Origin of the sequence: Nonomuraea fuscirosea, from assembly GCF_003001935.1 — a bacterium.
Lineage (GTDB): Bacteria > Actinomycetota > Actinomycetes > Streptosporangiales > Streptosporangiaceae > Nonomuraea > Nonomuraea fuscirosea.
Window position 1 is genome coordinate 170,873 of the sequence record NZ_PVNG01000009.1, and the last position, 12,346, is coordinate 183,218.

15 protein-coding genes are annotated in these 12,346 nt (G+C 68.4%); 5 read left to right on the plus strand and 10 right to left on the minus strand.

Translation table 11 applies throughout. The features are described 5' to 3' along the window. Positions 1-153: 153 nt before the first annotated feature. Positions 154-633 (plus strand): hypothetical protein, encoded by a 480-nt coding sequence (locus B0I32_RS21825; RefSeq protein ID WP_106242286.1) that lies wholly within the window; start codon positions 154-156, stop codon positions 631-633. Here the strand turns inward: B0I32_RS21825 and B0I32_RS21830 are convergent. Beyond that, the gene (locus tag B0I32_RS21830; RefSeq protein ID WP_146178262.1) at positions 597-1,001 is read right to left on the minus strand and encodes a hypothetical protein; all 405 of its coding nucleotides are present in this window, start codon (positions 999-1,001) and stop codon (positions 597-599) included. The genes B0I32_RS21825 and B0I32_RS21830 overlap by 37 nt on opposite strands. 243 nt (positions 1,002-1,244) lie before the next feature. Next, positions 1,245-3,164: a DUF1996 domain-containing protein gene (locus tag B0I32_RS58905; protein WP_219911944.1), complete on the minus strand. Its 1,920-nt coding sequence runs from the start codon at positions 3,162-3,164 to the stop codon at positions 1,245-1,247. 303 nt (positions 3,165-3,467) lie between these two features. On the opposite strand from B0I32_RS58905, the gene B0I32_RS21840 reads away from it, so the two are divergent. The 4 genes from B0I32_RS21840 (at position 3,468) to B0I32_RS21855 (ending at position 5,396) form a co-directional block, all read left to right on the plus strand. Next, positions 3,468-3,695: a hypothetical protein gene (locus tag B0I32_RS21840; RefSeq protein ID WP_106242290.1), complete on the plus strand. Its 228-nt coding sequence runs from the start codon at positions 3,468-3,470 to the stop codon at positions 3,693-3,695. A 189-nt stretch (positions 3,696-3,884) separates the two neighbouring features. Continuing rightward, positions 3,885-4,220, plus strand: coding sequence for a hypothetical protein (locus B0I32_RS21845; protein ID WP_146178263.1), 336 nt, complete (start codon positions 3,885-3,887; stop codon positions 4,218-4,220). Positions 4,221-4,224: 4 nt separating this feature from the next. Continuing rightward, positions 4,225-4,428, plus strand: coding sequence for a tyrosine-type recombinase/integrase (locus B0I32_RS21850; protein ID WP_219911945.1), 204 nt, complete (start codon positions 4,225-4,227; stop codon positions 4,426-4,428). A 197-nt stretch (positions 4,429-4,625) separates the two neighbouring features. Then, positions 4,626-5,396 carry a sporulation protein gene (locus tag B0I32_RS21855; RefSeq protein ID WP_181307648.1) on the plus strand — a complete coding sequence of 257 codons (771 nt, stop codon included), beginning with the start codon at positions 4,626-4,628 and terminating at the stop codon, positions 5,394-5,396. 95 nt (positions 5,397-5,491) lie between these two features. On the opposite strand, the gene B0I32_RS21860 is transcribed toward B0I32_RS21855, so the two are convergent. The 8 genes from B0I32_RS21860 to B0I32_RS21895 form a co-directional block, all read right to left on the minus strand. Further along, a complete protein-coding gene (locus tag B0I32_RS21860) occupies positions 5,492-5,755 on the minus strand; it encodes a DUF1707 SHOCT-like domain-containing protein (RefSeq protein ID WP_106242300.1) in 264 nt (87 codons plus the stop codon). Between the two features lie 77 nt (positions 5,756-5,832). Next, a complete protein-coding gene (locus B0I32_RS21865; protein WP_106242303.1) occupies positions 5,833-7,173 on the minus strand; it encodes a serine hydrolase domain-containing protein in 1,341 nt (446 codons plus the stop codon). A 107-nt stretch (positions 7,174-7,280) separates the two neighbouring features. Continuing rightward, positions 7,281-8,480: a cytochrome P450 gene (locus B0I32_RS21870; protein ID WP_106242306.1), complete on the minus strand. Its 1,200-nt coding sequence runs from the start codon at positions 8,478-8,480 to the stop codon at positions 7,281-7,283. Positions 8,481-8,492: 12 nt separating this feature from the next. Beyond that, positions 8,493-9,257: an ABC transporter permease gene (locus B0I32_RS21875; RefSeq protein ID WP_106242308.1), complete on the minus strand. Its 765-nt coding sequence runs from the start codon at positions 9,255-9,257 to the stop codon at positions 8,493-8,495. A gap of 11 nt (positions 9,258-9,268) precedes the next feature. After that, positions 9,269-10,033, minus strand: a complete 765-nt coding sequence (locus B0I32_RS21880) for an ABC transporter ATP-binding protein (RefSeq protein WP_106242310.1) — start codon at positions 10,031-10,033, stop codon at positions 9,269-9,271. Next, positions 10,033-10,422, minus strand: coding sequence for a DUF1048 domain-containing protein (locus B0I32_RS21885; protein ID WP_106242312.1), 390 nt, complete (start codon positions 10,420-10,422; stop codon positions 10,033-10,035). The genes B0I32_RS21880 and B0I32_RS21885 overlap by 1 nt, the downstream gene beginning before the upstream one ends. 2 nt (positions 10,423-10,424) lie before the next feature. Continuing rightward, a complete protein-coding gene (locus B0I32_RS21890; RefSeq protein WP_106242315.1) occupies positions 10,425-10,754 on the minus strand; it encodes a PadR family transcriptional regulator in 330 nt (109 codons plus the stop codon). Between the two features lie 748 nt (positions 10,755-11,502). Continuing rightward, positions 11,503-12,258, minus strand: coding sequence for a MerR family transcriptional regulator (locus B0I32_RS21895; RefSeq protein ID WP_106242318.1), 756 nt, complete (start codon positions 12,256-12,258; stop codon positions 11,503-11,505). Between the last annotated feature and the right edge of the window lie 88 nt (positions 12,259-12,346).

Here is a 12,346-nt window from a genome sequence, read left to right on the forward strand (position 1 = left end):
CAGCGGGCCCGCAATCTGGTCATGAACCTGAGGGATCGGGCCGAGGGCGTCAGATTTTTGATTCGCGACCGCGACGCATCGCTCACGAGGTCGTCGGCCACCTCAGCCACCGCAGGTCAGAGGCCGCACCCGGGTTTCCGCACCCCACACGTCGTGGACACCTTCGACGACACCTCGAACTGGGACTTCTGGAGCCTGCGCGCCACCGGCACCGCCTCCTCCGCCCCTGACGGCCATGCCGGGAACGGGCTGAAGCTGGACTACGACTTCACCCAGAGCACCCAGACGCGCGGCGTCGGCATCTGGCCGTCCGCCGGCCTCCTGCCGGTGGCCGGGCAGCCGGCGGCGTTCAAGCTGTGGGTGAAGTCCGAAGGCCACGACCAGCGGACCCGCCTGGAGGTCGTCGACCGCGACGGCACTCTGCACACGATCGAACCCGCCTTCATCACCGAACCGGGGTGGCAGCAGATCACGTACGACGTGCCGGACGGCATGGCGTACCCGGTGAGCCTGCACCGCGTTCGGATCGGTGTGCACCTTGAACTCGAGGTGCACACCGATCCGGCGTGGGATCCGTTGGCCCGCGGGCGGAGGGGTCACTTGGTGCTCGATGGCAAGGCGGCCCCGCCATGACCGCTGTGGCCGCCCTTCTCTTCGACCGTACCCCCGAGCTTTCCGCTCAGCTCCTGCATGAAGGCCAAGGACTTGGCTGACAGCGCCCATCGGTCACCGCTGAGATAAAGGCCGCCGTACATCCCGGCGTAGTCGAGCCACTCGCGCTGGCCTTCCCCGGTGGCGAAGTCGAGGAACACGTACGGGATCCCGTCGCTGGTGCACTCGCCCTGCCGGTAGTCCAGAGCCTTGAGAGTGATCGTGGGGGTGCAGCCGACGGCGGCGGCCAGTTGCTCGATGCTGTACGTGCGGGAAACCTTGGCCCCGGCGGCGGCACCCGCTGCCAGACCCGGACCTCCGCTCGCGTCACCGCTGCATCCGGTGAGCATGAGCGCCGAGGCAACGGCCAGTGACAGGACAGCGCCGGCGCGGCAACGCCTCCTGGCGATGCCGGTCGACCGCCCCGTGCCCGCCGGCACGGCATCTCGCACGTCTCGCGGGCGGGATGAGTCCAGCATGATCTTGCCCTTTCTCGCGCTGATGCGGCCCTGCGCGGAGCGACGAGGTGGGTGTGGCCCTTCGCCTGGCCACACCGCGCCCCGCTTCTGGCCGCCGATCGTTACCGAAGAGGATCAGCGGCAGCGTCTGCCGCTGTTGATGCAGTTGACGACCTGCCCCATCTGCTGCTCGTTCATGAGGTTGATGAAGTCGCTGTGGTCGGTGATCGGCTTGTGCAGCTCTTCCGGGAAGCCGTCGACGGCGAAGTTGGGACCTCGCGGCACGTTGTAGACGAGCCGGTGCTGCAGGGCCGGGATCGGCTGGAAGCCCTGCGGGCAGCTCCCGTCGGCCTGGGGGAACGTGACGTGGGTACGGTGGTTGGCACTGTCGATGTTCTGGCCGTCCCAGCAGCTCTGGAAGTCGAAGACCCGGACGAGCCTGCTGCCGCGCGGGCAGAGCGGGTACTTGTCCGTCAGCTGGCGATTCTCGAACCCGGTGCAGGTCCATCCGGCGTTGGGATCGGCTCCGCCGACCCGGGCGTTACCGGTGATGATGCGCAGGAACTGCGGAGCCGGCACCACCTTGGCGGTCGGGTTGCCCTTGAACGTGATCTGCACCTGAGCCGGGGTGAGGATCTTGCCGACGTTCAGGTCGAGACCGCCACCGCGCTGATTGGCGTCGAACTCCTCCTGGCCCAGTGCCCGCACTACGGGCCAGTAGTGCGTGGACTTGTCGCCGTTGCGGCAAGTGGTGCCGGCGGCGAGCAGGCTCTCGTTGGTGGACTGGTTGTTGGTGGACTCGTTGCCCACGTAGTCGTGCGTGTGCTGGGCGCCGTTGGACACGCCGGGCGCCACGATCACGTTGTCGGAGTTGAAGATTCGCCCCTCGTTGCGGCCACAGTCCACGCTGAAGGTGCCTCGGGAGCCGTTGCGCTGGGTGCGGGGGACGTTCACGTTCGGCCGTACCGAACGGATGTCGACGAAGTCCTCAGGAACGGGCCCTCTGGCCTGCCCGCCATCACCTCCGTTGTCCCCGTTGTCTCCGTTGCCGCCACCTCCCGGGTTGCGCACCTCACAGGTCGCCAGAGTGCGCAGGGCGGCCGGCACCCGGGCACCGGCTCGCTGGAAGGCGAGCGCGATGCGCTGAAGGGTGGCCGTCCGCTTGGCCTTCAGCGGTCCGAGGACGGCGTTGCGGACGAAGTTGGTGCCGGCCTGACCGTCCGCGTTCTTCAGTCGCCGGTTCGCCTCGGCGATCTGGGTCTCCAGCTGCCGCAGGTTACGCTGCACTTCTGCGCGGGCACGGGCGGGAATCTGACCCAGCCGGTCCGCCACGGTGGGGCAGTTGATCCCGCCGGGAGCGCCGGTCTGACCGCCGTCGTCCTGGCCGCCTCTGTCCTGGTCGGCGTTGCCTTGACCCTCGGCCTGCTGGTCGCCATCACCTTGGCCGCCGGGGTCCTGGCCGCTGTTGTCCTGCCCGTCGCCCTGCTGGTCACCGGTGCCCTGCTCGTCGCCTTGCTGGTCACCGGGGTCCTGGCCGTCGCCTTGCTGGTCACCCGTGCCCTGGCTGTCGCCTTGCTGGTCACCGGTGCCCTGCCCGGCGTCGCCCTGCTGGTCACCGGTGCCCTGGCCGGCGTCGCCTTGCTGATCACCCGTGCCCTGGCCGCCGTCGTCGTTCCCGGAGCCGTCGTCCTGCACGGTGCAGGTGGCCAGATCGTCCAGACCTTGCGGGGCTCGGGCGCCGGCGCGCTGGAAGGCGATCTCGATCCGTCGCAGCGCGGCCGCTCGTTTGTCCTTCAGCGGGCTGAGAATCGCGTTCCGCACGAAGTTGGACCCACCCTGTCCCGCAGAGCTCGCCAGCCGCCGGTTGGCGTCGGCGATCTGGGTCTCCAGCTGCTGCAGGTTTCGCTGAACCTCCGCCTGAGCCCGAGCGGGAGCATCATCCACCCGGTCGGCCACGGCGGGGCAGGAGATGGCCGGCGCGAAGGCCGCGCCGGATCTCGGATTCGCCGCCGCGCCCGTGGCGCCGACCGTCAGGCTGCCGGCTACGACGGTCAAGGCCGTGAGCATGCCTGCGGTCCGGCGGCGTAGCCGGGACCTATGTCGAACTGTCATCACAATCCCTCTCCGCCTGTAGCTGCGGCCCGTCTGCGCACGCATCAGGCCGCAGAAACAGAAAGGCTTGCGGCCGTCATTTGTCACGAGATACGCAGGGACGGCAGCTTTGGTTCGACCTCGCGTGCTTATGCTCCTCACCACGTAGCACCGAGGCGGGAGAGGCTCGCAGATGACATTCCCCGCCACAGCATTCGAAGAGGTGGCCGAGTACGAGCGGTACAGCCTCGACGACCTCACATCGGCGTGCGCGACCGGCTCAACCCCATCACCACCCGACGCCACCTGACCTACCTGGCCCGCGCCTTCCCTGCGGCTACGACCCGCGACATCGCTTTTTGGCGCATCGCCGGGACGGTCTCTCAGCTCCGGCTCATTCGCGCGCTCGCACTCGGGCTGACCGCCAATTTGGCGAAGATCGGTCTCGTCCGCGTAATGGAGCGCGACCGCGCCACCGCAGACGGTGGTTGGTGAATGCCCCGGTTACGTCGCAGTCGTAGCCCGCTTCCTTGAGCCGGGCTATCGCTTCGGGCGCGGTCGTCGATGCCTGGGCACCGATGGCGCTGACCACGCGGAGGAGATTCCTGCTGGCCCCGCCGGAGTACCACGCTGATCGGCTACATCTCCCATGGGGAGACACATATTCGCGATGTCCTGGCCGGCGTGCGCATGGACCGGTTGTTCGTGCCTGTGGTCGAGCAGGTCTTCACCGAGATCGACCGTAAGAACGAGGAGTTGCTCGCCGCCCGTGCGTCCGATGACCCCGAGGTGCGGGCGTCGGTACGGGGCAGGCGGCCCACCGGGCCGGTGACCGAACAGCGGATCCGGGCGACGCTTCGCACGGTGCTGGCCTCGGCGCAACGGGAGCACGTGGTCACTTGCAACGCCGCCGAGCTGGCGAAGCTGGGCTCTGGGTCGATGAGAGGCTGGCAGCCGAGCGGTCGGCTGAGGGTCGGCGTGGATCGACAGTGGGCGGATCTTCACCGCAGTGGACGGTAGTGAGTTGACGCCCGACTGGGTCGGCGAGCATTTCGAACGGTTGACGTTCGCGGCCGGTCTGCCGCCGATCCGGTCCCACGACCTCCGGCATGGCGCGGCGACGCTCAGCCTGGCGGCGGGGACGGACATGAATTATGTGTCCGCGATGCTGCGGCATTTGTCGATCGGGATCACGAGCGACAGTCCGTACCCGGGCCGAGCGGGCTGACATCGCGGCGCTGTAATCCGTGTAGCGGCCGATCTGCATGCCGCATTCGCTCCTCACCCCGCAGGCGAGCACGTATGAGCCGGTTCGCGGATGACAGCCGAGTCGAAAGGACAGGACGTCATGACCAGGGGAACCAAGCCCTTCGCCGGGTCGTTCAGATGGGCGAGTGCTCGATTCCTGCAAGGCGGGAGCTCGCTGTGAACTTTGTCCGGCTGTCCGATGCCGGTGGGGCGAGCGCGCCCTCCGTCAGCACGTTCCTCGCCACACCGCGAACGCAGCCCGGTGGTGTGCTGTCCGGCGAAGTGCGTCTGAGGGGCGGTGACGCCGGCGTCACGATCGACCGGATCTGCCTCGGCCTGGTCACCTCGCCATACGCGGCGCACGAAGCCAGCAGTCCCTACACAATCGAGGAAATCTCGCAGGCTCAGGTCTCGGGCCATGCCGTTCTCCGGCCAGGTGAGGAAAAGGTGATCGCCTTTCAGGCCGCGATCCCATGGCGGACTCCCATCAGCGAGATCGGCGGCCGGCATCTGCCGGGCATGGTGCTGGGCGTAAGAACCGAAGTCGCGATCGCCACGATCATGGGCAGGAGCGATCTCGACCTGGTCGCCGTCAAGCCGGCGCCTTCACAGTCACGGGTACTGCAGGCATTCGCGCGACTCGGCTTCCCCTTCAAGTCCGCGGTCCTGCAGTCGAGCTCAGGCAAGGACCCGAATCACGGACCACAGTTCCTCCAGAAGATCAAATTCCATCCTCCGAGCCATCACGCCGGAGTGGTGCACGAGGTCGGCGTGACGTTCGTGCCGAGTTCGTGCGACTTGGTGGTGGAGTTGCAGGCGGAGCGCTCCAGATGCCAACGCCCTCATACCGAACGTTTCCAGATGAGTCATGAGGAAGCGCTGCGTACCGATTGGCCCAGTGAGATCGACCGCTGGCTCGTGACTCGCCCGGGACGGGCCGGCAGGTAGACGCATCGCTTGGCGCGGCGCGAGCACCAGTTCTACGTTGCCGCCGCTCACCCGTAGTTCGATGACCAGCTCGGGCGCGCTGTGCGCGGCGCTGGTCAGGTCCAGCAGCACCTCGCACCACGCGATGCGTAGCGCCAGCCGGGCACCGGGATCAAGTCGGTGACGAGCGGCGCCAGGGCATCGAGGGTGCGGGCGGTCAGCGCCGCGTCCAACCGCTCGTCGAACTCGACCGGGTCGAGCCGGCCGTCGGCGACGGCGGCGCGCAGCAGCTCGGTGACCCGGTCGCGGTCCGCGTCGGACGCGCGCAGCGCACGCGGGGAAGTCTTCTCCAGACCCCGCACGGGGAACGCTTGCGTCATCAGGTTCTCCTTCCGCCGGCCCGGAGCGGTACCTCGGGCCGGCTATGCCCGATCTCGACCGGGGTGCCGGGCCGCCGTCAGCCGAGGCAGGCGCGGACGGCCGTGGCCAGGTTTGCCGCGCGCGGGTCGTCCGGCCGGTAATTCCAGAGGTTCGTGACGTAGGCGAAGCCGACACCGGCGTTAGGATCGGCGAAGCCGATCGAGCCGCCGGAGCCCGGGTGCCCGAACGACGCAGGCCCGGTCATCGGCATCGGCTGGCAGGCCCGCCAGAAGCCGAGCGACATCCAGAACGAGCGGTCGGCCGGAACGTTCAGGCCGGGCGGCAGCCCATGCATCCGCGTCGTGTCGGTCTGGACGTCCGTCATCCGCTCGACGGTCGCTGGGTTGAGCAGCCGTAGCCCATTCACGTTGCTGACCGTGGCGGCGTACATGCGCGCCACCGAACGGGCGTCGGCGAGCATGTTCGCGGCCGGGAACTCGGCCGCGCGCCAGGCACGCGTGAGGTGATAGCCGGGAGTGGTCAGGGCACCACCGAGCTCGCCGGCGCGGGCCTGCACCGAGCCCGGCGCCCACACGGCGTTCACCCAGGCGGTGACCGTGTCCGCGTCGAGGCCGGTGGTCGCGATCAGCCCGGCCAGCAGTTCCTCGTAGCTGAACGGGGCTGCCTCGTGCAGCCGGGCCACCCGCTTCTCCTGCTTCTCCGGCAGCCCGATCCAGGCGCTCAGCCCGAGCGGGGCGGCCACCTCCTCGGCGAAGAAGGTGCCAAGCGACTTGCCGGTGATCCGGCGAACGACCTCGCCGACCAGGAACCCGTAAGTGACGCTGTGGTAGACGTGCTCGGTGCCCGGCTGCCACAACGGCTTCTGCGCCTCGAGCTCGCGGATGACCGGGTGCCAGGCGCACGCCTGCTCGAACGTCAGCGGTCCGTCCACGATCGGCAGGCCGGCCTGGTGCGACAGTAACCAGCGCACCGGGATCTGCTCCTTGCCGGCGGCGGCGAACTCCGGCCAGTAGCGCGCCACCGGGGCGTCCAGGTCCAGCAGGCCGCGCTGGACCAGCAGGTGGGCGCAGATGGCGGTGGCGCCCTTCGTGGTGGAGGCGACCTGGACGATGGTGTTCCTGCGCCATGGCCGCCGCGCCTCGCGATCGGCCAGGCCGCCCCACAGGTTGACGACGGGGCGGCCGCCGACGTAGACGCTGCACGCCGCGCCGACCTCACCAGGATTCTGGAAGTTCTTGCGGAACGCGTCGGCGACCTTTCCCCAGCCGTGCTCGACGCCGCGCTCGCCGTCGTCCACGGAGGCGCTGGCGGGGCCGGTGAGGGCGGCGTGCGTGCCGACGAGCGCGCCGGCGCCCAGCACGCCCTTCAGCACGGTCCGGCGGCCGATGTTCCCCTGCTCGGGTGTTCCGCTGGGCATGATGTCATTCCTCTCGGTTGGTCCGAGATTTCGGGATCATTTGGTGTGACGGTGCAAGCGCCGGCTTCGCGGCTCTGGCGACTGAGCCGGCCACGTCCGGTTCGTGGTTACGCGTCCCAGGTGACCGGGAGGCTCTTGACGCCGTAGATGTCGGCGATCTCCGGGCGCAGGGCGACCTGTTCAGCCGGTACGGCCAGGCGAAGAGTCGGGAAGCGGTTGAGCAGGGCCGGGAAGGCCACGCGCATCTCGACGCGGGCGAGCTGCTGGCCCAGGCACTGGTGGATGCCGTGGCTGAAGGCCAGGTGGCCGCCGTCCTGCCGGTGGATGTCGAGGGTGTGGGGATCGGTGAAGCGGGCGGGGTCGCGGTTGGCGGTGTTGAGGGCCAGGACGACCGTCGAACCGGCGGTGATGGCATGGCCGCCCAGCTCGACGTCCTCCAGCGCGACCCGGAAGAACTGCTTGGCGACCGTCAGGTAACGCAGCAGTTCCTCCACCGCCTGGTCGGTGAGCGACAGGTCGGCGCGCAGCGCGGCCAGCTGGTCGGGGTTCTGCAGCAGGGCGAAGGTGCCCAGGGCGAGCATGTTGGCGGTGGTGTCGAAGCCGGCCGACAGCAGGATCAGGGCCATGCCCTGCAGCTCCTCGTCGGTGAGGTCGCTGTCGAGCAGGTCGCTGAGCACGTCGTCGGTGGGGTTGGCGCGCTTGGCGGCGACCAGCTCGGCGAGGTACTGCTGGACTGCGACGTAGGCGATGCCCACCTCCTCGTCGCTGGCCTCGCCGCCGAGGAACTTGTCGATGTTGTCCTGGAAGAAACCCCGGTCCTCGTACGGCACGCCGAGCAGCTCGCAGATCACGATGGCCGGGACCGGCTTGGCGAACGCCGTCACCAGGTCCACGGTCGGCCCGGCCTTCTCCATGGCGTCCAGGTGCTCGGCGGTGATCTGCTCGACCCGTTCGGTGAGTAGCCGCATCCGGCGGACGGTGAACTTGCCGACCAGCGGTTTGCGGTAGCGGCCGTGTTGCGGCTCGTCCATCAGCAGGAACTCGCCGGGCGGCGCCGGGGGCACCTCGATGTCGCCGTAGTCGATGACCGGGTGGTGGCGCATGAGCTCCCGGCGGGAGCTGAAGCGGGGGTCGGCCAGGATCGAGCGGGTCAGGTCGTAGCCGGTGACCACCCAGCCATGGTGGCCGTCGGGGAAGACGAAACGGCTGATCGGGCTCTGCTCGCGGGCGTCGACCAGCTCCTTGGGCGGGTCGAAGGGGCAGCCGGAGGGGCGGCTGGTGGGCATCGAGGGGAGGATGTGGGTCATGGTCTGTCCCTTTCAGGAGATCTTGCGGCGGTAGGTGCTCATAGCGAAGGCGTAGGCGACGACGAGGATGCCGACGCACCAGGCCAGCGCGACCCAGATGTCGTTGCCGACCGGCTGCCCGGCGAACAGGGCGCGGATGGCGTTGACGATGGAGGTGACCGGCTGGTTGTCGGCGAAGACGCGCAGGACCGTGGGCATGGTGTCGGTGGGCACGAAGGCCGAGCTGAGGAAGGGCAGGAAGATGAGCGGGTAGGAGAACGCGCTCGCGCCCTCCATGGTCTTGGCCGACAGGCCGGGGATGACGGCGATCCAGGTCAGCGCCAGGGTGAACAGGACCAGGATGCCGGCCACCGACAGCCAGGCCAGCACTCCGGCGCTGGAGCGGAAGCCCATCAGCAGGGCCACCAGCATGACGACCACGAGCGAGACCAGGTTGGCGACCAGTGAGGTCAGCACGTGCGCCCACAACACCGACGAGCGGGCGGTCGGCATCGACTGGAAGCGCTCGAAGATGCCGCCCTGCATGTCCATGAACAGCCGGTAGGCGGTGTAGGCGATGCCCGAGGCGACGGTGATGAGCAGGATGCCGGGCAGCATGTAGTTCACGTACGACGTGCCGGGCCCGATGCTGATGGCGCCCCCGAAGACGTAGACGAACATGAGCATCATGGCGACCGGCATGATGGCGGTGGTGATGATGGTGTCGGGGCTGCGGGTGATGTGGCGCAGGGACCGTCCGAGCAGGACGGTGGTGTCGCCGAAGAAGTGCTTGCTCATGGCGGGATTCCTCAGGCTTTCGTGCCGACGAGGGACAGGAACACGTCTTCGAGGGTGGGCTGCTTCTCGACGTACTCGACCTTGGCGGGCGGCAGCATCCGCTTGAGCTCGTCCAGGGTGTCGTTGACGATGATCCGGCCTTCGTGCAAGATCGCGATCCGGTCGGCGAGCTGCTCGGCCTCGTCCAGATACTGGGTGGTGAGCAGCACCGTGGTGCCGCCCTCGGCGAGCTCCTTGACGGCCTGCCAGACCTCGATGCGGGCCTGGGGGTCGAGGCCGGTGGTGGGCTCGTCCAGGAAGATGACGGGCGGGTCGCCGATCAGGCTCATCGCGATGTCGAGGCGGCGGCGCATGCCGCCGGAGTAGGTGGCCACCTTGCGGGAGCCGGCGTCGGTGAGCGAGAAGCGGGCGAGCAGGTCGTCGGCGACCTGGCCGGGGTTCCTGAGGTGGCGCAGGCGGGCGACCAGCACGAGGTTCTCGCGCCCGCTGAGGATCTCGTCCACGGCGGCGAACTGGCCGGTGAGGCTGATGGACTCGCGGACGTCGGCCGCCTGCGTGACCACGTCGAAGCCGTTGACGCGGGCGGTGCCGGCGTCGGGCTTGAGCAGCGTGCAAAGGATCTTCACTGCCGTGGTCTTGCCGGCTCCGTTGGAGCCGAGCAGGGCGAAGATGCTGCCGCGCGCGACCTCGAAGTTCACGCCGCGCAGCACGTGCAGGTCCTTGTAGGACTTCTCCAGGCCGTGCACCTGGATCGCCGCAGCTTGCTGGGTCGTCATCACTGTTTCCTGTCTTCCTGTGCGGCGCGCTCGACGGCGCTGGTGAAGCGGTTGCGCTCGCGGGTCCGGTACTGTCCGAGGGGGTAGTTGGCCATGAACGCCTCGACGAACTCCACGGGGTCGTTGCCGAAGATGTCGCGGATCGGGGTGCCGTCCGCCGCGCTCCGCTCGAACAGCTCGATGAGGTCTTCGTACATCGTCATCGCGCCGGCGCCGTCGGCCGGCCCGAAGTGCATCAGGTACCGCTCCAGCGCTTCGACCGCCGTGCGGTAGTTGTCGGGGAGCCCCTTGACGCGGGCCTTGTACTGCCGCCAGCGCTTCTTCTCCTCCAGGGGCCCGGTGACGAGCTCCAGGTACTGCAGGTACCGGCTCTTGGATTCGTCAGCCATGTCTACTTGTCTCCTTTGCGAAGTCGTTGGAGCTTTTCGGCCAGGAAGGCCCAGGTCTTCCAGAACTCGTCGAGGTCCTTGCGTCCCTGGGGACTGAGCGAGTACACCTTGCGCGGCGGTCCCTTCTCCGACGGCACCTTCCGCACGTCGACCAGTCCCCGCCGCTCGACGCGGACCAGGAGGGCGTAGACGGTGCCCTCGGCGATGTCGGCGAAGCCGTGGGCGCGCAGCCACGCCGTGATCTCGTAGCCGTGAGCGGGCCGGCCGGACAGGATCGCCAGAACGATGCCCTCCAGCGTCCCCTTGAGCATCTCCGTCAGTTGCCTGCTCATCACCGTCCTCCTTCTGCCGCTATTCGGTGTCGCTGAGTACTGATACAAAGTAACACCGACTACTGGTACCTAGCAACACCGAATAGTTGCGCCGCTTTCTCGCCCGTGACGCGCTCCGGTGCACCGCGGGCTGCCCCTTCCAGAGCGTCAAGATCCCGACGGGATGCGCCTGGTTCGCGTAGGGGTTGCGTCAGAGCGGCACCGTCGGGACGACCTCGCGCGAAGCTGGAAAGAGCACCGTCCCCCGATCACGCTAGCTTGGGGCTCATGACAACAAGTCCCAGGATCGGCCAGACCGTTTCTCTTCAGGGAACAGCCCTTCCGTGAAGTGATCGCCGGCCACACGACGCCCGCCACACCTTCGCCTTCCAGCTCTCCCAGGCCTCCGGCCACAACCGCGCCGAACTCGAACGCCGGCTCTGCCACGCCGATGACCGCTACCTGCGCCTGTACACCAACCCGCCCGGCGCCCCCGTGACCGCAGGGAGTGCGCGGCCTGCTCGCCCGGCTGCAGGAGGTCGCCGACGCGGTGCGGCAGCCGGGCGACTTCGAAGGGCGCATGCGGTGGGCAGCCACGCAGGTGATCGTGCGGGAGGCGTACCACCAGGCAGTGGGCGAGCAGGGGGAGGAGCAGCGCAGGCCCCGCCACGTTCGCCGAAGCGTGGAAGAGTCACCTGGCCGCGCTGTCGGCCCGAGATGCCGTGGAGTTGCCGGGTCGACCGATCGCTGCCGCCGGTCGACGCCCGGTTCAGCCGGGCGGTTCCGCCAGCGGCTCCGGCCGGGTCCAACCGGACCAGCCACGCTCGCGCATCAGGTCCAGCAGTCGCGGGTTGGACTCGGCGACAAGGGCGTCGACAAGGTCGAACGCCAGATCGTGGTGTGTCATCTCGCCGGAGGTGTATGCCTGCTCGGCCAGGCCGGCCAGGATGTCGGCGGCCTCCTCCAGCCGCGGGTCGTCGCCTGTGTCGCTTTCCAAGGTCTCCGACAGGATCCGATAGAGGCGAACGAGTTGCGGGTCATCAAGCTGCGCGAGTTTCCCGGGCATGACTTCGTGGATGTGATCGGGCCAGCGTGCCGCAAACAGGATCCACCCGTCCCGCTCATGCTCAACGCCCCGCTCTGACACCCCGATCTCGCGAAGTCGATCGAGAAAGGCCACCACGCTCGGCGGGAGCGCCAGACTGTCCCCGGAAGCGAGCTGCGCGATCTGCTTGCGGCTGGCCTCCAGCCGTTCAATCTCCTCGCGCAGGTGGCTGTCGATTCTTTGGGTCGCTTCGGTAAAGGCCGATGCGTCGGCTTCGAGCATCTGACCGATCTGAGACAGCGGCACGCCCGCGCCGGCGAGGGCGCGGATCTTGATGAGGGACACGACCGCTGTTGCGCCATACCGCCGGTAACCCGAGGCATCCCGCTCAGGCTCGGGAAGGAGTCCGATCTGGTGATAGTGCCGCACCGCCCGCACCGTGACGCCGGCATAAGCCGCCAGTTGACCAATCGTCAGCATGCTCTGATCCTGCTCTCAAACTCGCCCACGGTGGAGACGGTGAGGTGTAGACCTCTGGCTTCGCGCCGACGGCTATCAGGATTCTTCC